Here is a 22,674-nt window from a genome sequence, read left to right as displayed (position 1 = left end):
AAGGCTTATAGGTACGGATCTTTACGCCAGTTGCTTGGACTGCGACCACTCCAGCGTTTAAATGCCCGGCTGAAGTTGGCAACATCACTATATCCGAGTTCATCTGCGATCTGTTCCAGGGTGAAATCGGTACGGGATAGCAGGGAAGTTGCATGCCGGTAACGCACTTCATCGACCAGAGTAGAGAAGGATGTTCCTTCTGCAGCCAGCTGGCGTTTCAGGGTGCGATCTGACATATGCAGGCGTTCGGCAACGGCTTCAATACTTAAATAATGCTGCTCTGAATTGGTCAGAATGTCACGTACTCGCATCGCAATCCGGTGCCGTTCACCCAATGCAGACAGTTCAGCTTCACACTGGTTAATCGCAATCTGGCTGGCAATCGGGTCGGCATGTACCAGTTTGTTTGCCATATAGCTTTTATCAAAGCTCAGCAGCAAATGTGGCTGTTCAAAGCGGAACTGGTGATAAGGAAACTTCGCTGTAAAGCGGTCAAAACCTTCCGGTTTTTTAAAGTCGAAATCAACTTCGCCACTTGCATCTTTTACTCCGGTAATTGCTTCTGCCATGCTGATCAGGCCTATCATTAAAGCGATCGAGATTTCCGTGCGTAGTGGTTCCAGTTGAATATCGGTTTGTAACTGGACAGTCGCTTTAGCACCAAAAGTGGAAAAAAACAGCTGCAAGAAAGGTAAGCGTAGCTGAATAAAGCGATTCGCGAGTACCAGCGCTTCGGTAATATTGTTCGCCGTCATGATGGCATAGCCAATAAAGCCATGAATGGAAATGCGCATCTGTGTACCGAGGTGATAACCCAAAGTCGGTTCACCGGTTAGCTTCAGCGCATGTTTGACCATTTCATTGGCCACGGCAGTTGGAATACGGAAATCAGGATCAGCCAGTTGCTCACTGGTCAGATTAAAAGGTTTAAATAGCGACTCATCGTTATAGCCCCAGCGGGAGATAACGTCGAGAAGCAACAGTCCATAGACACCTGGGATGCCTTGGTCCTGGCGTGGAGCAATCGTTTTCATGCGCGATCCGTTGCACTCTGTCAATTTTTTCTATTTATTTGCCCATATTGGCATGAAAAGTTCATTTTTATCAGCAAAATTGTTGGACAAAATGCAGCACCTTGTCCAACGGCTGCTAGCAGATTAGCCCGAAAAGTGGGCAAAAAGCAAACTAAACTATAGAACTATCCCGTTTAAAAACCAGAATATTGGTGGTCGAAGTAAACAACACCATATCATGTTGATTCAGTGCCTGAGTTTCATACCGCACGATGCCACGATCCGGTTTACGTTGCGAAGGTTTGATGTCTGTAATGGTGACGGTGATTCGGATTTCATCATCCGGACGAGTGGGGCAAGGCCAGCGTACGTGTGAGTCTGTACCAATCAGACCATGGGCAATCGGAAAGCATTCACTCCATAAACGCATCACGACTGCTGCAGTATGCCAGCCACTGGCAGCCAGCCCCTTAAATATCGGATGCTTTTGTGCCTGTTGTGCATCAGTATGAAAAGGCTGTGGATCAAATTTTTCAGCAAACTGTAAAATTTCTGCCTTGGTCATCTGATAACGACGGCTTTGAAAAGTATCTCCGACATGCAAATCTTCGAGGTATAACATCGACTATCCTTATTATTTATGTTTTTCCGGTTCTAATAAAAATCCGCCTGTCTGACGCTGCCACAGGTGTGCATAGATACCATTCATGGCCACCAGTTCATCATGCGTGCCTTGCTCAACGATCTTGCCTTGATCCAGTACAATCAGGCGATCCATCTGGGCAATCGTTGAAAGACGATGCGCAATCGCAATCACGGTTTTGCCTTTCATCAAGTCATCCAGACTGCTTTGAATCGCAGCTTCGACTTCCGAGTCCAGTGCACTGGTTGCTTCATCCAGAATTAGAATCGGTGCATCTTTTAGGAATACCCGAGCGATGGCAATACGCTGACGCTGACCGCCAGAGAGTTTTACGCCACGTTCACCCACATAGGCATCGTAACCGCGACGACCACGCAGATCACTGAGCTGCGGAATAAACTCATCTGCCTTGGCCTTGCGCACCGCTTCATACATCTCTTCATCAGCCGCATCCGGGCGGCCATACTTGATGTTCTCAGCAACAGTACGATGTAACAGGGAAGTATCCTGTGTCACCATGGCAATGTTCTTGCGCAGGCTGTCCTGAGTCACATCTTCAATATTTTGCCTATCGATTAAAATACGACCTTGGTCAATACGATAGAAGTTAAGTAACAGTTGAATCAGAGTCGATTTACCGGCGCCAGAACGTCCAACGATCCCGATTTTTTCACCCGGACGGATAGTCAGGTTTAAGCCATCAATCACGTTCTTGTCGTTATAAGCAAAACAGACATTTTCAAACTTGATTTCACCCTGTTTTAGCATGAGTTCTTTGGCATCCGGCTTGTCCTGAATCTTGATCGGTTTACCGAGTGTACCCATACCATCCTGGATGGTGCCGACATTTTCAAACAGCTGTGAAGTTTGCCACATCATAAATTCGGCGATACTGTTCAGCTTCAATACCATCGCTGTAGTTGCTGCGATAATTCCAAGCTGGGCTTGTCCTTCCATCCAGAGCCAGATGGCCGTACCGAGTACACCGCCGTAGAGCACCACACTGAGCAGCAGAATGCTGATTTCATACTGGGCACCGAGACGCATCTGTTTATATACGGTGACCATAAATTCTTGCATGGATGCTTTGGCGTATTGGCTTTCCCGACCTGCATGTGCAAACAGTTTCACGGTTTGGATATTGGTATAGGCATCGGTCACGCGGCCAGTCATCACAGCACGGGCATCGGCCTGTTCATGGGAAACTTTGCTCAGTCGTGGAATAAAATAACTGGCAGCAATAATAAACAGCACCAGCCAGACCAGTAGTGGCAGCATTAGATAAGGGGAAATAGCACCGAGCACCAAGTTAATGGTGACAAAGTAAATCAGCACATAAGCGACCATATCGCCCAGAATGACCCAGAACTCACGCACAGCTAGCGCTGTCTGCATAACTTTGGCAGACAAACGCCCGGCAAAATCATTATGGAAAAAATCCAGACTTTGTTTCAGTAACAGGTTATGGAACCGCCAGCGCAACCGCATCGGAAAATTACTGAACAGAATTTGATGTTTGATCAAGGACTGGGCACTGGCAAAGAAAATATTGGCCAGCAATATCGCCGTCAGCAGGGTTAAATTACGCGTATGTTCATCTAAAAAAGTTTCCGGCTGGCTGGTACTGAGCCAATTCACCAGATCACCAATACGAGAATACAACAAAGCTTCGAAACTGGCGGCACCGGCGGTACAGAGCACCAGAATCAGCAAATAACGACGTACACCTTTAGCTGCCTGCCAGACAAAGGGAAAGAATTTGGTCGGTAAGGGCTGGTTCAGGTTTTGGGTGGGATAGGGATCCACCAGTCGTTCAAGCCATCGAAACATCTGTGTACTCTTTACTTATGAATTTCGCTTTTCAGGGATTATAATGGATTATAGTTTTTGAAAGCCGATAAAAAGGTGAAATTGCCACAAAAAGATTAACTAAATCAAACTTTAGGTTGCAGAGCCTTTACTTCAAAACGATGAGAATCATTCAGCAGAAAATTAAAAAGTAATGAGCAATGCTTTAGAAAAACGAACAATAAAAAAGCCAGAAACAATGAGTATTTCTGGCTTTGGTCTAGCTATTCAAAATCAGGAAATAATGGGTGAAGCTGGTTTGGAAAATGCTTCTTTTAAATCGCTACCAGATGGTGCCTGATACACTTTCAAGCCAAATTCAGGAATAATCGCCAGTATATGATCCATGATATCGGACTGAATATTTTCATATTCTGCCCAAACGGTCGTGTTGGTAAAAGCATAAATTTCCATGGGCAAGCCTTCACTGGTAGGTTGTAACTGCCGAACCATCAATGAAAAGTTTTTGGCAATGCCTGGATGTTGTCGCAGATAGAACTCCAGATAGGCACGGAACGTTCCCAGATTGGTCAGACGGCGCTGGTTATATTGGGAATGATGCTGCAGTTGCTGGTTAAATTGTTCCAGTTCTTCCTGTTTGGTATTCAGGTATTGATCGAGCAGAATGAAGTTCTTTAACTTGGACTGTTCTTCCTCAGTCATGAAATGCACGCTGCTTTGATCGATATAAATTGAACGTTTGATCCGTCGTGCACCCGCTTCCTGCATCCCACGCCAGTTTTTAAAGGTATCGGTGACCAGTTTGTTGGTCGGAATAGTCGTTACAGTCTTGTCAAAGTTCTGTACGGTCACGGTGTGTAAGGACATATCAATTACATCACCATCAGCATTCAAGGACGGCATTTCAATCCAGTCGCCAATGCGCACCATGTCATAAGAGGAAATCTGTACCGAAGCAACCAGTGACAGGATGGTGTTCTGAAATACCAGCATCAGCACGGCAGCCATGGCACCAAAACCAGCCAGCAGGGTAAACACGTCTTTTTTCAAGAATGTACCCAGAATCATCAAACCACAGACAATAAAAATGACCAGCTTGACCAACTGCAAATAGCCCTTGATCGGCTTGTTCCTTGATTTAGGATTGCGCTGATAAATCAGGTTAAAGATATTCAGTAATTCAGCCAGTGCCAGTGCAATGGTCAGGAAAATAAAAGCTTGTGCACCCATTTGCACAAAAGTCTGAACTTTGTCGGATAAATGAGGCACCGTGGTAATGCCATTCATGATCACGATGGCCGGTACAATATTGGCAATGCGGCGAATGACACTATGCTGGGCAAAAATCGCATTATTGGCAAAAGGCAGTTTGGAAATCAGTTTTCGTATGCCACGCACCACCACTTGTTTGGCAAACAGGTTGGCAATAAATGCCAGTGCAATCACAATGCTTAAAGAGGACAGCATTTCCAGCCAAGGGTATTGGTCTGCCCAATCTTGAAGGTTTTGAATAAAATGAAACTGTTCCAATAAACTTTCCTTAAATGCAAAAAATTTTATGCAGTTTAAAGGTTTAGTGTCTATTTATTAAGCTTGGGTAACGTTTTAAAACATATCTAGGGCAGTACGGCATTTTTATGCTTAAAAAATTTTCTTAGAAAATACAACAAAAACAGATAGCAGGCTTAATTGGCATCTTATTAAACTTTCTTCCTCTAGCGTTCAGTTGTAAAGATAACTGATCCGCATGCTCACTATTGTATAGCAGTAAAGAAATTCATCATGTCAGACAAACAGTAAGCTTTGTCGGTAATTCATAGTAGCTCAGCTACGATCGGGTTATGCTGAAATGAGTAATAGAGGATTACCCTGATCTAAAAATAATAAGGGGCGAATCATGAAAAAACAGTGTGTAGTTGTTGGTCTAGCCTTGGCGTTGTGTGGCTGCGGTGATGGCAGTGATGATATTTTTAGAGGTGTAGATGGTTCATCTTCAAGCCGTCTGACAGGCGTTTACTCTGGTAGTTTTACAGATGAAAATCTCAGTCAACGTTCGGTACTAGGTGTCATTGAGAAAAATAGCAATTTCTGGCTGTTGTATTCGCCCTCAGGTTCTTCCGGCTATGCAGGCGTGATGCGTGGCCGATTTTCTTTATCTGGCAATAATTTTAATACCAATGGAATCCGCAATTATAATTTTGAGCTTAACACTACCTCTAGGGCCGTATTGAATGGCCGCTATACAGCTGAACGAAATCTTCAAGGTAACTTCAACAATTCTATCAATCAGCCTTTTAACCTGATTTATAATTCTGAACTGAGCCGAGAGAATACAGGCATCTCCAGTCTGGTTGGACGTTATAGTGGTTTAACAACTACTTTGCTCAATGGTGTAGCGACCACAGTAAATATTGATAGCAGTGGTGTGATTTCGGGTATTGTGGGTGAACAGGAGAAATGTGCTTTTGCCGGAAGGGTAAGTTCAGAAAATAATGCGGCGTATTACAAGATTCATCTCGTCTTTACCGGTTCTGGAGGGACGAACTGCCTGATCGGCGAGCAGGAAGTCGATGGTATTCTGTTAAATCAGATTGAAAGCCAGTCCATTTATATTGTGACAGAAAATAGCAACCAGCAGGATGCAGCACTCTTTATTGGGCGTAAAATTTCAGATTGATAAATATAGAGAATTGCACAGCAATATAAAGCACCTGCGGGTGCTTTATATTTTAAAGATATGATTAAACTTTGACTTTTTGCATGAAATCGTTCATGTTAAATCCATAAAAAATTTAAGTATTTAAAACAACAATTCTTGAATAAAAATGGGGAATAACAATGACGATATTTGTCGTGACCAGTCCGAAACATGCTTCGGGTAAAAGTACTTTAGCGATGAATCTGACTGAATATTTACGTTCGCAAGGCAAAACCCTGTATATCGATACTGATGAAAACAAGCAGAACTTTGAATGGGCTGCTTTGCATCGCAGCGGTTTTGGCTTTGAGCACTTTTCTTTGCAGGATCATCCGGATGAACTGGTGCATCGGCTGGAAATAGCCAAAGCGCAATATGATGATATCGTGATCGATATCGCTGGGCATGATTCACATGTACTGCATGCTGTACTCATGCAGGCAGATAAGTTGATTATTCCGATGTCAGCAGATGCGGAAGATCAGGAAGTTTATCGTGAGATGTTGCAACTCGCGATTGGGATATTGCAGTTTAATACCCATTTAAAAGTGTATGGGGTGCTGATGCGTGCACCAGTGGATCTGGAGCTGGCTGAGATTAAAGCACGTCAGGAATTGCTGAAAGAGATTCCAGGTGCACATTTCCTGAACACCATTATTTATGAAGATGAAGCCTTTAAAGAAGCACAAGGTTTAGGACGTAGTATTTGGGAATATTCAACTGAACAAGGTAAACGTTTTGATCAGTTTATTCAGGAATTGATGGCAGATACAGCGCAACCAGCTTGATTAAGGTAGACCATTTGTTATTTTCAAATATATAAAAAAGCTCCCAGGACGGGAGCTTTTTTATTGAGCTTTAATTGATTACCACATCAGGTCATCAGGAATTACATAAGCTGCGTATGGATCTTCTTCATCGGTGGTCTGTTCATTCTTTTCAGAATTGTCCACGATGATAAAGCCTTCCATCTTGGCATTGATACGTTCTGCCAGTGCTTTAGGCAGGTAAGCATAGCTGTCATTTTCACGGGCAATCACCAGACTGCCAGCTACTAATGCATTATAAATTTGCTGGTTGATATAGACCTTTTTTATTTTGTTATTGTCAATAAATTGGTAGGAAATTTCACCGTCGGTGTCACGGATTTTATGCTGGTTGATCATTTGCATGATTGCAGCTTTTAATTCTTTTTCCTGCAAAGCAGCTTTTTTCTGCTGTTCAATGGCCTGGTCTTTGGCTAATTTTTCCTGTTTAGCTTTTTCGATTTGAGCCTTGATTTCAGCTTCGCTGCTTTCACCGGTACGTTTTTCGTGTACAGCCTGTTTAGACAGTTTTTTCGCTTTTTTATTATCGACCAGACCGGCTTTTAACAATTGTGCCTGAAGTGCATTTTTAACCATAACTATTTCCAAAAATTAATGCTGTGAGCGTCGATAACGTAAATAGATGACCCAGTAAATCAGGCTTAAAGAAAGGCTGAGTATGGCTGGAATCAGGAATGAGTTTAATTTTAAAGAAGGATAAATCGCGCTGGCAAGAATACCACCAATCAAAAATCCGATCAGGATTAATAGATGTAGGATAGTGCGGCGTGATTCCACTGCCAGTCCACGCAAGCGGTAACCCAGTGCCAGTCCGAGGTCGGTCAGTACACCAGACAGGTGAGTGGTACGAATAATGGTGCCTTTATAGTGGCTGACCATGGCATTCTGGATACCCATAGCGGTACAAGCCCAAAGCAAGCCATAACGAGGAAAATAAGGCAGCAAAATCCAGCACAGTAGAATGAAAAAAGCCACCAGGCTGAGCGGGTAGCCATAACGGCGGCCCAGTTGAAAGTGGCTATTTCCCAAAATTAAACCGCTATACATTGAGCCAATTACATAACAGGTCGTTACCAACACCAGATACACAATATGCTGCGGCTCCCAGTTCACCAAAGCCATGGCCAGCATACTGACATTGCCGGTCATGTGGGAGACAGATTGATGCAGCACGGTAATCAGACCGAGCACATTAATCATGCCGGCATTCACGGCAAGGAAAAATGCACCCAGTTGTATCCAGGTGGGTAAACGTTGTAATGGCATGATAACTCAACATCTAATAAAAAATATTGAAGAATCAATATTGTATCATTTAGAAGCGTGATCTACAGCAGTTGTAAACAAAACATCCGTTGATGAGTTGAGTGCGGTTTCAGTGGAGTCTTGTAGAACACTGATGACCATACCAATCGCAACGACTTGCATCGCGATATCAGAAGAGATCCCGAACAGGCCACAAGCGACCGGAATCAGTAATAGTGAACCACCTGCAACACCAGAAGCACCACAAGCAGATACAGTCGCCACCACAGACAGGATAATCATGGTGGTGAAATCAACATTGATCCCTAATGTATTCACAGCAGCAAGAGACAGTACGGTAATGGTTACAGAAGCACCAGCCATGTTAATGGCAGCACCTAAAGGAATTGCGACACTTGAAGTTGATTCAGATACGCCCAGACGTTTTGCCAGATCCATATTCACTGGGATATTGGCCGCAGAACTACGGGTAAAGAATGCAGTGATGCCACTTTCACGTAAGCAGGTAAATACCAGTGGATATGGATTTTTGCGAGTTACCAGTGCAACCAGTAGCGGGTTAATCACTAAAGCAACAAACGCCATGGTACCGAGTAATACCGCTAATAAGTGGCCATAACTTTCCAGCGTTTCCAGACCCGCTTCAGCAAATGTCACCGCCACCAGACCAAAAATACCGACTGGGGCAAAGCTGATTACTAAACGAATCACGTAGTTAATAGCGTTTGCAGCATCATTCAGCACAGTTTTGGTGGTTTCTGAAGCATGACGGAAGGCAATACCGAGTGCTACTGACCAAGCCAGAATACCAATAAAGTTGGCTTCAGAAATTGCAACAACCGGATTCGACACAAAGCTCAGCAACAGGTTTTTCAGGATTTCAGCCAGGCTGCCTGGTGGCTGTAAGTCACCTTGTGCAGCAATATCCAGGAATAAAGTGCTAGGGAAAATAACACTTGCTACGACTGCACTAAAGGCTGCTAGAAACATACCAACCGCGTATAAGAGCATGATTGGGCGCATGCGAGAGTCGCCCTGACCGACTTTAAAGTTGGCAATAGAGGCCAGAACCAGAATAAATACCAGCACTGGAGCGACGGATTTCAGCGCTTTAATGAACAGGTCGCCAAGCAGGCTTAAGTAGGGTGCAAAATCTGGAAAAATCAGTGCAACACCGATACCGAGAATGATAGCGATGATGATTCGGGAGACTAAACTCATACGCGAAAGGGCAGAGAACATAAGGTTGCCTTGTGTAAATTACGAGGGCGAAATGCGGAAAAAATTTGTATTATTTTATACTTAAAATACAAACGGCTTAAATATTAATTTAAAGTTAAATATAAGTTTATGAAAATAAATGCTAATTATTAAAAACTTAAGAAAAATGAAGTTGGTTTTTTCATCAATGACAGCTAAATAATGCCCATTTTGTTTAAAAAATAACAGGCAATATTTTTTTGGAAAATGGAATAATAAAAGAGATTAATTCCCATGATATTGGGTGCATCATAAAAATTGCTCTCTTTAAAAATGGATGACGGATTAGATGGAATAATCTTTACTGTAGTCGCTGAAAATTTCCGGAGATAATTCACGAATTGCCTGATAATGGGTCAGATAGATATGGCCACTTAAATGTTTCATCAGCTTGGAATTTTGCAATTTGTCCATGACTGGGCCTTTAACTTCAGCCAAATGTAAGCGGATTTTCAGTTTCGACAACTCGGTATTGATATCTTCCAGCATTTCCAATGCGCTCAGGTCGATTCCACTGATACTGGAGCAATTGATAATCACATGCTCTAAATGTTGTTTGTCACTGACGGCATTAATCAGGAAGCCTTTAAAAGCATTGGCATTTAAAAACGTTAGATTTTCATCAATGCGTAAAGACAGCACGCGATCTGACGTTAAAACCTGATGGCGTTGTACATTCCGGAAATGTTGGGTACCTTCCAGTAAACCAACCACCGCGATATGTGGACGACTGATGCGCCAAAGCATCAAAGCAAAGGTGGAAATAATGCCGATGATTAAACCGGTAGTGATGTCAATAAATACCACGCCAAAGAAAGTGACCCACATGGCGATGCCATCGGCTCTGGAATAACGCCAAGCATCTATAAACGGCTGGAAATCTACCAGACGCCAGATCGACACGATAATCGTAGCTGCCAGAATGGTCAGCGGCAGGTCTTCAAAAAATCCGGTAAAAAACAGGCTGACGACTACAATCAGCAGGGAAGACAGCACACCTGCCATTGGGGTACGCGCACCGGCATCGGCATTCACCACGGTCCGCGACAGGCTGCCGGTCACTGGAAAGGCTGAACTGATCCCGGCACTGATGTTGGCAAGACCTAACGCTATTAGCTCCTGATTGCTGTTGAGCTGGCTTCGTTGTTGCAGCGCCGTCGCCTGAGCAATCGAGAGTGACTCGACAAAGCTGATCATGGCAATCATGGTCGCGCCAGGAAGTAAGGTCATCACCAGTTCCCAGTTCCAATGCGGGAAGCTCAGCGGTGGGAAACCGGAAGGAATTGCACCAACGGTTTTAATGCCTTCAGCCTGCAGGTTTAAATACACTACAGCAATAATACCCAAAGCCACAAGTAGTAAAGGCACGGCGCGAACCACAAAGTCAGTCGAACCAATACGACTTTGTACGGCTTGGGATTTCAGGATTTTGGGTAGATAGATTAACAAAACAATTGAAACCAAGCCCAAAACCAGACTTGGCCAGTGCATCAGGTGTATATATTCCAGGATGCTGAGAAAGAATTCCTGCAGGTTATTGGCTTTTAACGGAACATTGACTAGAAATTTGAATTGTCCAACCGCAATTAGTAGTGCAGAAGCAATAATAAAGCTGTTAATCACCGGATGGCTGATCAGCTGAATCAGGAAGCCAAAACGGCAAAGTCCCAGCAACAGGGAAATGATGCCCACCATTAAAGCCAGTAAAGTCGCGGCTTCGATATAAACCGGAGAGCCGACTTCAAATAATGGATTTAATGTCGCAAAGGTCATCATGGAAATGATCGCGACCGGTCCAATCGATAGCGTGCTACTGCTGCCAAATAAGGCATACAGGATCATTGGCAGGATGCTGGCATACAGCCCCATGATTGGCGGCAAACCTGCGAGCATGGCATAGGCCATACCTTGTGGTACCAGCATCGCAACGACGATGAGCGAAGCCAGCACATCAGACTTGAATTTGAACGGACTGTAATGGCTTAACCAGGTCCAGGCAGGGAGCAATGACAGCAGTTTGGGCTTCGAATTGGACATAAAAAAGTCTAAATCATAAATTTAGATATATTATGCATAATTTCTGCTAAGAAATCTTAAAATGACTGAAGCCCATCAACGCTTATTGGTAGAAAAACAAGCGATTTCATACTCAGCTAAAGCAAGTTATGGGGAACTAACCTAATTTTGAGAAAACTTTAGCCGAGAGAATTTATATCTCTATGCAAGGGATTCGTTTGGAGTGCAATACAGCTGATATAAAGTTTTTAAGATCACGATCAGGTTTTGGTCTTTAATCGAATAAAAAATTTGCTTGCCATCGCGGCGGGTACTGACCACATCACTTTTACGTAACATCATCAGCTGTTGGGACAGCGTCGGTTGCTGGATCTTGGTGAGATGTTCAATCTGGGAAACGTTTAGCTCAGCTTGAGAAAGGTGACATAAAATGATGAGACGATCAGTGTTTGCAAGCGATTTGAGGATGCCTACCACCTGATCAGCTGAATCACGCATGGTGGTGATTTCAAGATCGGTATTCATTCAGAATGTCCATAGAGATTTAAGTACAGCGCGAGTGATTATAAAGCCCTGAAAGCCTTATAAATCGTTAAGTACAACTTATTTCTATGGTTTTTTATGAATTTAAATATCAAGAAAAATTATATGTTTTCTTTGTAGTAATCAGTTATTTTTATTGCATATGAACGACTTATCCAATAGTGGATTTGCCATAATAGAATGCAAATTCCATTGTCATCTACAAAATTTAAAAATGCTTGTATGATGATAGTGCAATTCAAACATATAACATCAGGGACATACGAATGAGTACAGATTCAGCATTTCCTACTCCCAGCAATCTTGGGATAGCGGTTTACAGTAACAATGCAGAAGCGATTGGCAACACTCCGCTGGTACGTATTAATCGTGCAATTCAAGGCGGGGCGACTGTACTCGCAAAAGTTGAAAGCCGTAACCCGGCATTTTCAGTAAAATGCCGTATTGGTGCAGCGCTGGTGGCTGATGCAGAAAAATCAGGCAAGCTTAAACCAGGCATGCATATTGTTGAACCAACCAGTGGTAATACCGGTATTGCACTGGCATTTGTTGCTGCAGCAAAAGGTTATCCATTAACGCTGACCATGCCAGCTAGCATGAGTATTGAACGCCGTAAAGTCGTGAAAGCGTTTGGCGCCAACCTGATTCTGACTGAACCAGCAAAAGGCATGAAAGGTGCGGTAGATGAAGCGGTACGTCTGGTGACTGAAGAGCCAGAAAAATACTTCCTGCCACAACAGTTTGAAAACCCAGCCAACCCGAAAATCCACGAAGAAACCACAGGCCCAGAAATCTGGGAAGCAACTGGCGGTAAGGTCGACATTCTGGTGGCGGGTGTAGGTACTGGTGGTACCATTTCAGGTATTTCACGTTACTTCGAAAAAGTACGTAATCAGCCAATCTACTCAGTCGCGGTTGAGCCAGCAGAATCACCAATTATTGGTCAGGCGAAACGCGGTGAAACATTGACTCCTGGACCACACAAAATCCAGGGCATTGGTGCCAACTTTATTCCGGGTAACCTGGATCTGGATCTGATTGACGAAGTGATCGCCATCGAAAGTGGTGAAGCGGTTGAATGGGCACGTAAAACTGCAGCTCAGGAAGGTATCTTGGTCGGTATCTCAAGCGGTGCGGCAATGGCAGCTGCAGCGAAACTGGCAGCTCGCCCAGAAAATGCCGGTAAAAACATCGTGGTAATCCTGCCAGACGGTGGCGAACGCTACCTGTCTTCTGTGCTGTTTGAAGATATTTCTGCGGAATAATTTCTAGCAATTATTCAGTAGCACAGCAAAAAGCCCGGATCGATGATTCGGGCTTTTTCTTTGTTAAATACTTGACCTTACAACTATGGGAAGGTTTAAGCTATAAGCTAGATTCAAAGCATCAATAAAATGAAGGAGATGTGCCATGCAGGAACGGTCAGACATTCAGCTGTATCAAACCACTGTACAGATTGAAGGTATGACCTGTGCATCTTGTGTGGCACGGGTCGAAAAAGCTTTAAAGAAAATTGAAGGCGTGGTTTCGGCTAATGTCAATTTATCTACGGAAAAGGCTTCGATCAGTGCTGAACGCGTGATTCCGTACGTTGAGATTATCCAGAAAATAGAGCGTAGTGGTTTTAGTGTGGTACAGCAGAAATTCGAGCTGGATATAGAAGGGATGACTTGTGCTTCCTGCGCAGCCCGTATCGAAAAAGCCCTCAAGAAAATTCCGGAAGTTCTGGAAGCGAATGTCAATCTGTCTATCGAAAAGGCTTATGTGACTGCGGTCAGTTCTTTACAGCAACAAACCTTGGTCAAAGCCATTCAAAAAGCTGGTTTTGATGCCAAAGCGGATAAATTGGAACTCAGTATCGACGGCATGGCTTGTGCTTCTTGCGTGGCTCGGGTGGAAAAGGCACTCAGCAAAGTAGAAGGTGTGACTGCTGCCAATGTGAATCTGGCGACTGAAACTGCGCAAGTTTATGGTTCCAACCTGAATACTGCCGATCTGATTCAAGGGGTTAAAAAAGCTGGCTATGAGGCACAGCTGAAAACGGCAAAGGTGAATTTTGCCGAACAGCAAAATTTCCAGCAGAAAAAAGCTGAAGAAACCGCATCGCTGTATCGGGATTTATGGATTGCTCTAGCATTAGCGCTGCCAGTATTTATTCTGGAAATGGGATCGCATCTGATTCCATCTTTCCATCATTGGATTGCACATAATATCGGTACCCAGAACAGCTGGTATATCCAGTTTTTACTGACCACCTTGGTGCTACTATTTCCGGGACGGCGTTTCTACCAGCATGGGATTCCAGCCTTGCTGCGACTGGCACCAGATATGAATTCGCTGGTCACAGTCGGAACCGCGGCAGCTTATCTGTTCTCTGTAATTGCAACTTTCTTCCCGTCTTTGCTGCCACAAGCCACGGTACATGTCTATTTTGAAGCGGCAGCAGTGATTATTGCTCTAATTCTGTTAGGACGTTATTTGGAAGCACGTGCCAAGGGTAAAACCTCACAAGCGATTCAATATCTCATTGGACTACAGCCGAAAACTGCACGTGTTTTAAAAGATGGACAAGGGCTAGACCTGCCGATTTCTGAAGTGCAGCAAGGCATGACCATCGAAATCCGTCCCGGTGAAAAAGTTGCAGTGGATGGCATGGTCACTTCTGGCCATAGCTATGTCGATGAAGCGATGGTGACCGGTGAACCGGTACCTGTCGCGAAAAATATTGAAGACAAAGTGGTAGGTGGCACCATTAATCAGAATGGTACTTTGCAAATTCGAGCCACTGCTGTGGGCGAAGATTCGGTACTGGCACAGATCATTAAAATGGTGGAGCAGGCACAAGGGGCCAAACTGCCGATTCAAGCAGCGGTAGACAAAGTCACTTTGTGGTTTGTACCTGCAGTGATGGGACTGGCACTACTGACCTTTATCATCTGGTTCCTAGTTGGACCTGAACCACAATTGACTTATGCACTGGTCAGCGCCGTCGCAGTGCTGATTATTGCTTGTCCATGTGCGATGGGTCTGGCAACTCCGACATCCATTATGGTTGGAACAGGTCGGGCTGCTGAACTGGGTGTGCTGTTCCGTAAAGGGGAAGCATTGCAACTACTCCAGCAGACCAAGGTGGTCGCTGTCGATAAAACAGGAACCCTGACGGAAGGTAAGCCGGTGCTTACCGATTTTCAGGTACAAGAAGGGTTTGATGAGCAGCAAGTGTTGCAACTGATTGCTTCAGTCGAAGCCAAATCTGAACATCCGATTGCCTATGCGATTGTGCAGGCTGCTAAAGAGTTGCAAATTGAATTACTCGAAGTCAGTGAATTTGATTCGATTACCGGTGCTGGCATTAAAGCTAAAATTGGTGATCAAGAAATCCAGATTGGTGCGGAACGTTTGATGCAGCAGCTCGGTTTAAGCACTGAAAGCTTTGCTGAAATTGCGGCTAGATTAGGGCAAGAAGGAAAAACGCCACTCTATGCTGCAATGAATAGTCAGCTGGCAGCGATTATTGCTGTAGCGGATCCGATTAAAGATACGACCTTTAAGGCCATTGAACAACTGCACCATCAGGGATTGAAAGTAGCCATGATCACCGGGGACAATCCTCATACGGCGAATGCAGTGGCGCAGCAACTTAAGATTGACCATGTCATTGCAGAAGTTCTACCACATGAAAAAGTTAATGCTGTGAAAGAACTGCAAAAACAGCATGGCATCGTGACTTTTGTGGGTGATGGTATTAATGATGCACCAGCTCTCGCTCAGGCGGATGTGGGGATGGCAATTGGCACCGGAACGGACGTGGCGATTGAAGCGGCGGATGTGGTGTTAATGTCTGGCAACCTGCAACATGTGGCAACCGGGATTGGCATTAGTCAGGCCACCATCAAAAACATTCGGCAGAATCTGTTCTGGGCCTTTGTTTACAATATTGCCCTGATTCCGATTGCAGCTGGAATCCTGTATCCATTCTTCGGCATTTTACTCTCGCCAATGTTTGCTGCAGGTGCGATGGCCTTGTCTTCCGTGTTTGTGGTCAGCAATGCGCTGCGCCTGAAACTCTATCAGCCAGGTTAGGCAAGGAGGCGGTATGAATATTGGTCAGGCAGCAAAACGTTCGGGGATTTCCGCCAAAATGATCCATTATTATGAGGAGATTGGGCTGTTACCTGCGCCAAAACGCAGTGAAAGCGGCTATCGTCATTATACTGATGCAGATATCCGGACGTTGAGTTTTATTCAGCATGCACGTGAACTAGTTTTTTCTTCGGAACAGATGAAGGAATTACTGGGTCTGTGGTTGAATGAAGTACGGCAGAGCAGCGAGGTGAAAGCTCTGGCACAAAAGCATATTGATATGCTGGACAAAAAATCTGTGATATGCAGGCGATGGTGAAAATGCTGAAGCAGTCCGTCGCGCGTTGTGCTGGTGATGAACGTTCGGATTGTGAAATTTTAAAAGATATTGAACAGGGTTTAGATACAAATCAATAACCTGCAAAAGTACAGACTTCAAGATAAAATTAAATTCACTTTAAGGAGTAAATACATGAAATTTCGTATTGAAAATATGACTTGTGGTGGTTGTGCGCGTAGTGTGACTGCGACCATTAAAGATCTTGATGAACATGCACATGTTGAAATTGATGTAGAGAAAAAACTGGTCGAAGTCGAAAGCGGTGTACATCAGGATGAAATTATTGCAGCACTGACTGAAGATGGCTTTCCACCAGAAGTACTCTAAGCAGCTTGAAATAAAAAGCCTAACAAGAACGTTAGGCTTTTTTATTGGTGGTTGCAGGGGCAATTATCAGCGCCTGATTCACATACAGTTCAATCAGACGTTCCCGTGAGCCAATGGCTTTTTGATAGCTGGTGGAATTGAGTAACAGCGACGCACCATAAGTTACCGTCCAGATAAAGGACAGGTAATCACGGATTGACATGCTGCTATGGTTGGCATCCAGATAGTCACGGGTAATGTCACGGATACTAAGAATACGTTCTTCACGCACCTGATACAGTTCCTGAAATAATTCCTTTAGACCTTTTTCAGTATTGGTCAGACGTTCCTCAATCATATGCAGCAGGATGGTACGGTTGGAATTATGCAGGTGATAGAGCATAAATTCCGATACATAAGTACGAAAATCCGCATTAAAACGTTTGGAAATTTCTAAAAGACGTTTTTCATTTAAAATGATCAGTTCCAGATACAACTGGTTTTTGCTTTTAAAATGCTTGTAAATGGTCCCCTTGGCAATATCCATTTCAGCAGCAAGTTCATTCAGCGTAATGTCTTCATTATTGTCCAGTAACAGGCTCTCAGCCATGCTCAGGATTTTTTCCTTACGCAGAAGGAAGTTCTGTTGTCTTACACTGGTCATTTTATCTTTACTTATGTGTCGAAAAAGAACATGAACAGCCTAAGTTTTTTTATCGACAATGACTATCAAACTAAGGTCGTGCATGTGGATGTAAATTGAAGAAAAATTATACGGTTAATCAATAAATAATGAAAACAGGACACTATTTTATTAGTGCCTTGAATCTTAAACTTACGCAGTTCAAGCGTAAAAAGCAATTTATTTAAAAGCTTTTTCCAGCACATGCCGGTGAATAAAACGCAGCTTGTCTTTGACCACTTCGGTCAGTTCGAATGGGTAAGCATCTTCCAGTCCCATACTACGGTTGAGCGCATTCAGGTTAAAGGTCAGGGTGACCCAGTTTTCCAGAATGTGTTCAAAATCCTGCCCCCCGATTGGGCATTCTTTAAAGGACATGCTAGCCAGGGTTCTACCATTGCCATCTACGCGTAAACCGGCAAAGAAGGCTGTTTCCAGCGTTTCCATGATGTGCAGATAATGCGCCCAGGTTTCGGCCCAGTCTTCCCAAGGATGCGCTGTAGCATAAGTACTAATATAGCGTTCCTGCCAGTTTTCTGGGGCACCTTCTTCATAATGGCGTTGCAATGCCGCTGCATAGTCCTGACGCTCATCGCCGAAATAATGTCTAAATTCATCAATGAGTTCCGGATGCAGATGCTGCATCACATTGAAATAAAAATGCCCACTTTCGTGGCGAAAGTGACCCAAAAGAGTGCGGTAGTTTTCGCCCATATTGATCCGTGTAGTTTCCCGATATACCACATCGGCTTCACTGGCATTCATGGTAATCAGGCCATTAGTATGCCCAGTGAGTACCGGTTTGCCATCCATGGGCATAAGAAAATGGAAACGCAAACCAAAAGGATCATCATCATGACGTTTCGGACGCGGCATGATGTTCATACGCTGCATCAGATACAGAAAACGCCGTTTAGCGACCTCCAGCCGGCGCCAATAGGTAATGACTTCAGGATCATCCAGATTGGGAATGATATGGGTCAGCTGGCAGGATTCACAGTAATCTTCATCCGAATCACTCGGGATCATCCAGTTACAGACCTGGTAATGGGTGTAGTTATAGCAGGGCTTGTAGTGCGTGGCACGATAGGCAGATTTAAACGGCACCCATTCATCTTCACTGACTTTTTCAAAGGTGCACATGTCCTTTTCCGAGGCAATATAGCCAATCGGATATTTACAGTGACGGCATTCAGTTGAAAGGAAAAAAATCTGATGCTCACATTTGGGACATTCGAAATATTTCATCTGCACTCCGTGAAAAGTATGGTGGCTCCATGCCTAAGTCATCTATCTGAATAACATGATCAATTAACGAGTTAAATAAAAATCATTCAATTCAGATAGTTGTGCGATCCAATGCACATCATTCAATCGACAGATATTGTTCATAGTTTAGCCTGTGTAAAAGATAGGTGAAATGTCATTCGTGCTATTTATGTAAGAAAATTGAACCAGTCTTGTTGGCACGATAAATGCTTTATTTTGATGCAATATTTACTGTTTTTTGATCATTTGTTCCGCTTTGGAACGCGATGGATCAAATTGATGCATATAGGGCCAAGATGAAGATTTTTACCCAACGTCTGGAAAATGTCAGTGAGACTGCTGATATTGAAAGCATTGAACTCAGCTTTGATACGCGTCAAAAAAGCCGCTTTCGCGCGACATTGAAAAATGGCACTGATATTGGTGCAGACCTGCCTCGTACCGGCATTTTACGTAGCGGTTCAGTCATTGCCACTGAAAGTGGCGAATTATTACGTGTCGATGCCAAGCCAGAAATTCTGATGCGGGTGACTGCAGATACCGATTTCGATTTGCTTAAAGCAGCGTATCACCTCGGCAATCGCCATGTACCACTCATGCTGACTCCAACTGCGCTGTATTTTGAGCCAGATCATGTGCTGGCAGAAATGGTGCAGGGACTCGGTTTGAACGTCACTACGGTTCAGCATCCTTTTGAACCGGAAAGTGGCGCTTATTCACAGCATCAGCATGACCACCGTTTAAGCCCAATCAAGTCACTGCATCATGTCGCACATTAAGGCTTCTCAGCTCCTTAGTCTGCTGACCCTGTCTTCGACGGCGCTGCCGATCGGGGCTTACTGTTATTCGCAAGGGGTAGAAAGTGCGATTGATACCGGCCTGATTCATGATGAAGCCTCTAGCATTGCCTACTTTAATGAAGTACTGGAAATGTTGTTGCTGCGTTTTGAATTGCCGATTCTAAAACGCCTGATGCAAAGTTATGACGATGAAGCCACTTTTAAATACTGGGCGGAAATTTATCGGGCCAGCCGGGAAAGCCGGGAATTGCTGGCAGAGTCACAGCAGCTGGCATTTTCACTAAATGCCTGGATTCGCGATGTATTAAAGCGACCAGTCAAAGTGAAAAAACAGTATGGCTATGTGCCGGTGTATGCGCAGCTGTGTGGAGAATTACACCTCGAAGTCGATGATGTGCTCACCGCGTATGCCTTTGCCGTCCTGGAAAATCAGGTCTTGGCAGCGGTAAAAACAGTGCCATTGGGACAAATGAGTGGTCAGCGGATTTTGTGGCATTTGCATGGGGAAATTCCGGCACTGATTCAGCGTGCTATTACCCTGACTGATGACGAGATGAGCAGTGCTTTACCGAATTACGCCATGCTCAGCATGCGCCATGAAAATCAATATTCACGTTTATTTAGATCTTAAAAATTAAAGGAAAAATTATGTCAGAACGTAGTCCATTACGCGTTGGTATCGGGGGTCCAGTGGGTTCAGGTAAAACCGCATTGACCCTGAATTTATGTCAAGCACTGCGTGAAAAATACAATATGGCCGTGGTGACCAATGACATTTATACCAAGGAAGATTCCAACTTTTTGACCCGTAATGAAGCGATGTCGCCAGACCGTATTGTTGGGGTAGAAACCGGTGGTTGTCCGCATACCGCAATTCGTGAAGATGCCTCGATTAACCTGGCTGCGATTGATGACCTGTGTGAAAAGTTCGAGGGGCTAGAGCTGATCATTATTGAAAGTGGTGGCGATAACCTGGCTGCAACCTTTAGTCCTGAGCTTTCTGATCTGACTTTATATGTCATTGACGTGGCCGGTGGTGAAAAGATTCCACGTAAAGGTGGCCCGGGGATTACCAAGTCTGATCTTTTAATCATTAACAAAACAGACCTGGCGCCAATGGTGGGTGCAAGCCTGGAAGTGATGGATCAGGATGCGAAACGTATGCGTGGTGACAAGCCCTTCCTGTTTTCCAATATGAAAACCAAAGATGGTCTGGATCAGATTATCGAATTCATTGAAAAACAAGGTCTGTTTAAGGCTTAACTCGGTCAGTCAGGATTAGTGCACAGCAAGATGAATAGCGTGGTAGAAGCAGAACACGGATCGGCAACAAAACTCTGGTTTGCACGTTTGCAACTGGGGTTTGAAGCCGATGCCAGCACCGGACGAACCATCCTGCAACATCGCAGACATGAAGGGCCGGTGCGTGTGCAGAAAATGCTGTGGCCTGAAAAGACTGGGGTCTGCCACGCCATTATTGTGCATCCACCTGCGGGGATTGCTGGTGGTGACCACCTCAGCTTTGACATGAAAGTTGGGCCAAATGCGCATGGTCTGGTCACTACACCGGGCGCAGGCAAATGGTACAAAACCAACCTGAAACAGGCCTATCAGCATATTGATATCCGGGTGGAAGAACAGGGCATTTTTGAATGGCTGCCACAGGAAACCATGCTGTTTGATGGTGCCAATGCGCATGCCTCTACCACGATTCAGCTCGATCAGACTGCCAGCTTTATTGGCTGGGATATGCTGGTGATTGGCCGTCAGGCACGATCCGAGCAGTTTGAGCAAGGCGGTTATCGTAGCCGATTTTTGCTGTATCGCGGTTCAAAGCTGTTGGTTGCAGATCAGTTGAAATTTTTTGGTCAGGATCGCTGGTTAAAATCTTGCCTCGGCATGAATGGTCATGCCGTCATGGGCAGCTTTTGGGCAGTACCGCCGGAAAAATACCGTGCCAGCTTTTATCTGGATGAGCATCTGGATCTGATTCGTGAACTGATTATGCGCATGGATGTACCCGTGACTTTGACTTTGCTGGATGATGTGGTTACCGCCCGTTATCTCGGAGATGATGTACGCCAATGTCATGATGCATTTGCAGCAATTCGTGCCCGTTTACGCCGTTACTGGTTTGGGCTGGATGAAGAGTTTCCGAGGATTTGGAGGACATAATCCCTCCCGACCTCCCTTTGTAAAAGGGAGGAGATAGCCCTCTTTGAAAAAGAGGGGTTTGGGGAGATTATTTTTTAAGAATCCCTCCTTGCGAAGCAGTGCTTCTCACTCTTTTACAAAGGGAGGAGCTTCCATTGTGAATTTAGAGAAAAGTTCCCTCTCCTTATAGGAGAGGATTAGGGAGAGGTCAAGCATTTGCCATAAACCATCCCTCTCTTGCGAGACTCTGTCTCTCATCCCATTGGGAGGGAGAATTAATAATGATTCAACCTTGCACAAAATTTGCTTTAAAAAAATTGAAATACATTAGGAAAGAGATATGGAACTCAATCCCACAGAAAAAGACAAGCTACTGATTTTTACTGCAGGACTGGTGGCGGAGCGTCGTAAAGCACGAGGGCTGAAGCTGAATTACCCGGAAGCAATCGCCTATATTTCTGCTGCGCTGCTGGAGGGTGCGCGTGATGGCATGAGCGTGAGCGAACTGATGCATTACGGTACAACCTTGCTCAAGCGTGAAGACGTGATGGAAGGCGTACCGGAAATGATTGCTGAAGTTCAGGTGGAAGCGACTTTCCCGGATGGTTCCAAACTTGTCACTGTGCATCAGCCGATTGTCTAGGAGCAGATTATGATTCCAGGGGAAATTATTACGCCAGATCTGGACATTGAAATGAATGTCGGTCGGCAGATTTTAAAACTCACGGTATCCAATGCCGGTGATCGTCCAATTCAGGTGGGTTCACATTTTCATTTTTATGAAGCCAATGACGCCTTGCAGTTTGACCGTGAACAGGTCAAAGGCTATCGCCTGAATATTGCTGCTGGAACCGCGGTCCGTTTTGAGCCAGGACAAAGCCGCGATGTAGAGCTAGTAGCATTGGCAGGCAAGCGTGAAGTGTATGGCTTTGCGGGTCGTGTCATGGGTAAGTTGGACTAAGAGG

The 22,674-nt window shown here is 44.6% G+C and carries 22 protein-coding genes and 1 pseudogene; 12 read left to right on the top strand and 11 right to left on the bottom strand.

What is annotated here, in order from left to right:
* Nucleotides 1-5: 5 nt before the first annotated feature.
* The 4 genes from GW12_RS13090 to GW12_RS13075 all read right to left on the bottom strand — a co-directional run bounded on the left by GW12_RS13090 (nt 6) and on the right by GW12_RS13075 (nt 4,995).
* Entirely contained in the window at nt 6-1,034 is a 1,029-nt protein-coding gene (locus GW12_RS13090) for an AraC family transcriptional regulator (RefSeq protein WP_034588270.1), read from the bottom strand.
* Nucleotides 1,035-1,185: 151 nt separating this feature from the next.
* Entirely contained in the window at nt 1,186-1,635 is a 450-nt protein-coding gene (locus GW12_RS13085; RefSeq protein WP_034588266.1) for a MaoC family dehydratase, read from the bottom strand.
* Nucleotides 1,636-1,647: 12 nt separating this feature from the next.
* Entirely contained in the window at nt 1,648-3,486 is a 1,839-nt protein-coding gene (locus GW12_RS13080; RefSeq protein WP_034588264.1) for an ABC transporter ATP-binding protein, read from the bottom strand.
* Between the two features lie 252 nt (nt 3,487-3,738).
* Complete coding sequence (locus GW12_RS13075) at nt 3,739-4,995, bottom strand: mechanosensitive ion channel family protein (RefSeq protein WP_034588261.1); 1,257 nt, start codon at nt 4,993-4,995, stop codon at nt 3,739-3,741.
* A 367-nt stretch (nt 4,996-5,362) separates the two neighbouring features.
* Between GW12_RS13075 and GW12_RS13070 the strand changes: the two genes are divergently transcribed.
* The gene (locus GW12_RS13070) at nt 5,363-6,142 is read left to right on the top strand and encodes a hypothetical protein (protein ID WP_034588259.1); all 780 of its coding nucleotides are present in this window, start codon (nt 5,363-5,365) and stop codon (nt 6,140-6,142) included.
* A 161-nt stretch (nt 6,143-6,303) separates the two neighbouring features.
* Entirely contained in the window at nt 6,304-6,951 is a 648-nt protein-coding gene (locus GW12_RS13065) for a ParA family protein (RefSeq protein ID WP_034588256.1), read from the top strand.
* A 78-nt stretch (nt 6,952-7,029) separates the two neighbouring features.
* Here GW12_RS13065 and GW12_RS13060 read toward each other — a convergent pair whose 3' ends face one another.
* The 5 genes from GW12_RS13060 to GW12_RS13040 form a co-directional block, all read right to left on the bottom strand.
* Complete coding sequence (locus GW12_RS13060) at nt 7,030-7,566, bottom strand: DUF2058 domain-containing protein (protein ID WP_034588253.1); 537 nt, start codon at nt 7,564-7,566, stop codon at nt 7,030-7,032.
* 15 nt (nt 7,567-7,581) lie between these two features.
* Nucleotides 7,582-8,256 carry a YoaK family protein gene (locus tag GW12_RS13055; protein WP_034588252.1) on the bottom strand — a complete coding sequence of 225 codons (675 nt, stop codon included), beginning with the start codon at nt 8,254-8,256 and terminating at the stop codon, nt 7,582-7,584.
* Between the two features lie 45 nt (nt 8,257-8,301).
* On the bottom strand, nt 8,302-9,498 hold the full coding sequence (gene sstT, locus GW12_RS13050; protein WP_034588251.1) for a serine/threonine transporter SstT: 1,197 nt from the start codon (nt 9,496-9,498) through the stop codon (nt 8,302-8,304).
* Nucleotides 9,499-9,801: 303 nt separating this feature from the next.
* Nucleotides 9,802-11,553, bottom strand: coding sequence for a SulP family inorganic anion transporter (locus GW12_RS13045; protein WP_034588250.1), 1,752 nt, complete (start codon nt 11,551-11,553; stop codon nt 9,802-9,804).
* A gap of 180 nt (nt 11,554-11,733) precedes the next feature.
* Nucleotides 11,734-12,057 carry a metalloregulator ArsR/SmtB family transcription factor gene (locus GW12_RS13040; protein WP_034588247.1) on the bottom strand — a complete coding sequence of 108 codons (324 nt, stop codon included), beginning with the start codon at nt 12,055-12,057 and terminating at the stop codon, nt 11,734-11,736.
* Between the two features lie 284 nt (nt 12,058-12,341).
* Between GW12_RS13040 and cysK the strand changes: the two genes are divergently transcribed.
* The 4 genes and pseudogenes from cysK to GW12_RS13020 all read left to right on the top strand — a co-directional run bounded on the left by cysK (nt 12,342) and on the right by GW12_RS13020 (nt 16,825).
* Nucleotides 12,342-13,340 carry a cysteine synthase A gene (cysK, locus tag GW12_RS13035; RefSeq protein WP_034588245.1) on the top strand — a complete coding sequence of 333 codons (999 nt, stop codon included), beginning with the start codon at nt 12,342-12,344 and terminating at the stop codon, nt 13,338-13,340.
* A gap of 145 nt (nt 13,341-13,485) precedes the next feature.
* The gene (locus GW12_RS13030; protein WP_034588243.1) at nt 13,486-16,158 is read left to right on the top strand and encodes a heavy metal translocating P-type ATPase; all 2,673 of its coding nucleotides are present in this window, start codon (nt 13,486-13,488) and stop codon (nt 16,156-16,158) included.
* 13 nt (nt 16,159-16,171) lie between these two features.
* Nucleotides 16,172-16,575, top strand: a pseudogene (gene cueR, locus GW12_RS13025) (Cu(I)-responsive transcriptional regulator).
* A gap of 55 nt (nt 16,576-16,630) precedes the next feature.
* Nucleotides 16,631-16,825 (top strand): heavy-metal-associated domain-containing protein, encoded by a 195-nt coding sequence (locus GW12_RS13020; protein WP_034588241.1) that lies wholly within the window; start codon nt 16,631-16,633, stop codon nt 16,823-16,825.
* 31 nt (nt 16,826-16,856) lie between these two features.
* Here the strand turns inward: GW12_RS13020 and GW12_RS13015 are convergent, their stop codons facing one another.
* Both GW12_RS13015 and GW12_RS13010 read right to left on the bottom strand, forming a co-directional pair.
* Entirely contained in the window at nt 16,857-17,468 is a 612-nt protein-coding gene (locus tag GW12_RS13015; RefSeq protein ID WP_034588238.1) for a TetR/AcrR family transcriptional regulator, read from the bottom strand.
* A gap of 198 nt (nt 17,469-17,666) precedes the next feature.
* A complete protein-coding gene (locus GW12_RS13010; protein ID WP_034588236.1) occupies nt 17,667-18,734 on the bottom strand; it encodes a putative zinc-binding metallopeptidase in 1,068 nt (355 codons plus the stop codon).
* Between the two features lie 317 nt (nt 18,735-19,051).
* Between GW12_RS13010 and ureE the strand changes: the two genes are divergently transcribed.
* The 6 genes from ureE (at nt 19,052) to GW12_RS16065 (ending at nt 22,670) form a co-directional block, all read left to right on the top strand.
* Nucleotides 19,052-19,534, top strand: coding sequence for an urease accessory protein UreE (ureE, locus tag GW12_RS13005; protein ID WP_034588344.1), 483 nt, complete (start codon nt 19,052-19,054; stop codon nt 19,532-19,534).
* On the top strand, nt 19,521-20,186 hold the full coding sequence (locus GW12_RS13000) for an urease accessory protein UreF (protein WP_034588234.1): 666 nt from the start codon (nt 19,521-19,523) through the stop codon (nt 20,184-20,186). Before ureE ends, GW12_RS13000 begins: the two co-directional genes overlap by 14 nt.
* Nucleotides 20,187-20,203: 17 nt before the next feature.
* Nucleotides 20,204-20,818 carry an urease accessory protein UreG gene (gene ureG, locus GW12_RS12995; RefSeq protein WP_034588233.1) on the top strand — a complete coding sequence of 205 codons (615 nt, stop codon included), beginning with the start codon at nt 20,204-20,206 and terminating at the stop codon, nt 20,816-20,818.
* Nucleotides 20,819-20,848: 30 nt separating this feature from the next.
* On the top strand, nt 20,849-21,730 hold the full coding sequence (locus tag GW12_RS12990) for an urease accessory protein UreD (protein ID WP_034588232.1): 882 nt from the start codon (nt 20,849-20,851) through the stop codon (nt 21,728-21,730).
* Between the two features lie 319 nt (nt 21,731-22,049).
* The gene (gene ureA / locus GW12_RS12985) at nt 22,050-22,352 is read left to right on the top strand and encodes an urease subunit gamma (protein ID WP_034588229.1); all 303 of its coding nucleotides are present in this window, start codon (nt 22,050-22,052) and stop codon (nt 22,350-22,352) included.
* 9 nt (nt 22,353-22,361) lie between these two features.
* Nucleotides 22,362-22,670, top strand: a complete 309-nt coding sequence (locus GW12_RS16065) for an urease subunit beta (protein WP_034588227.1) — start codon at nt 22,362-22,364, stop codon at nt 22,668-22,670.
* Nucleotides 22,671-22,674 lie beyond the last annotated feature (4 nt).

This window comes from Acinetobacter sp. HR7, assembly GCF_000773685.1.
GTDB lineage: Bacteria > Pseudomonadota > Gammaproteobacteria > Pseudomonadales > Moraxellaceae > Acinetobacter > Acinetobacter thermotolerans.
Note: the sequence above shows the minus strand (reverse complement) of the source record. Positions and strands in the feature narration are given on the sequence as shown.

Excerpts from the sequence above, each read along its gene's own strand:
- GW12_RS13090 (WP_034588270.1), bottom strand. The coding sequence starts at position 1,034 with ATGAAAACGATTGCTCCACGCCAGGACCAAGGCATCCCAGGTGTCTAT.
- GW12_RS13085 (WP_034588266.1), bottom strand. The coding sequence starts at position 1,635 with ATGTTATACCTCGAAGATTTGCATGTCGGAGATACTTTTCAAAGCCGT.
- GW12_RS13080 (WP_034588264.1), bottom strand. The coding sequence starts at position 3,486 with ATGTTTCGATGGCTTGAACGACTGGTGGATCCCTATCCCACCCAAAAC.
- GW12_RS13070 (WP_034588259.1), top strand. The coding sequence starts at position 5,363 with ATGAAAAAACAGTGTGTAGTTGTTGGTCTAGCCTTGGCGTTGTGTGGC.
- GW12_RS13065 (WP_034588256.1), top strand. The coding sequence starts at position 6,304 with ATGACGATATTTGTCGTGACCAGTCCGAAACATGCTTCGGGTAAAAGT.
- GW12_RS13060 (WP_034588253.1), bottom strand. The coding sequence starts at position 7,566 with ATGGTTAAAAATGCACTTCAGGCACAATTGTTAAAAGCCGGTCTGGTC.
- GW12_RS13055 (WP_034588252.1), bottom strand. The coding sequence starts at position 8,256 with ATGCCATTACAACGTTTACCCACCTGGATACAACTGGGTGCATTTTTC.
- sstT (WP_034588251.1), bottom strand. The coding sequence starts at position 9,498 with ATGTTCTCTGCCCTTTCGCGTATGAGTTTAGTCTCCCGAATCATCATC.
- GW12_RS13045 (WP_034588250.1), bottom strand. The coding sequence starts at position 11,553 with ATGTCCAATTCGAAGCCCAAACTGCTGTCATTGCTCCCTGCCTGGACC.
- GW12_RS13040 (WP_034588247.1), bottom strand. The coding sequence starts at position 12,057 with ATGAATACCGATCTTGAAATCACCACCATGCGTGATTCAGCTGATCAG.
- cysK (WP_034588245.1), top strand. The coding sequence starts at position 12,342 with ATGAGTACAGATTCAGCATTTCCTACTCCCAGCAATCTTGGGATAGCG.
- GW12_RS13030 (WP_034588243.1), top strand. The coding sequence starts at position 13,486 with ATGCAGGAACGGTCAGACATTCAGCTGTATCAAACCACTGTACAGATT.
- GW12_RS13020 (WP_034588241.1), top strand. The coding sequence starts at position 16,631 with ATGAAATTTCGTATTGAAAATATGACTTGTGGTGGTTGTGCGCGTAGT.
- GW12_RS13015 (WP_034588238.1), bottom strand. The coding sequence starts at position 17,468 with ATGACCAGTGTAAGACAACAGAACTTCCTTCTGCGTAAGGAAAAAATC.
- GW12_RS13010 (WP_034588236.1), bottom strand. The coding sequence starts at position 18,734 with ATGAAATATTTCGAATGTCCCAAATGTGAGCATCAGATTTTTTTCCTT.
- ureE (WP_034588344.1), top strand. The coding sequence starts at position 19,052 with ATGAAGATTTTTACCCAACGTCTGGAAAATGTCAGTGAGACTGCTGAT.
- GW12_RS13000 (WP_034588234.1), top strand. The coding sequence starts at position 19,521 with ATGTCGCACATTAAGGCTTCTCAGCTCCTTAGTCTGCTGACCCTGTCT.
- ureG (WP_034588233.1), top strand. The coding sequence starts at position 20,204 with ATGTCAGAACGTAGTCCATTACGCGTTGGTATCGGGGGTCCAGTGGGT.
- GW12_RS12990 (WP_034588232.1), top strand. The coding sequence starts at position 20,849 with ATGAATAGCGTGGTAGAAGCAGAACACGGATCGGCAACAAAACTCTGG.
- ureA (WP_034588229.1), top strand. The coding sequence starts at position 22,050 with ATGGAACTCAATCCCACAGAAAAAGACAAGCTACTGATTTTTACTGCA.
- GW12_RS16065 (WP_034588227.1), top strand. The coding sequence starts at position 22,362 with ATGATTCCAGGGGAAATTATTACGCCAGATCTGGACATTGAAATGAAT.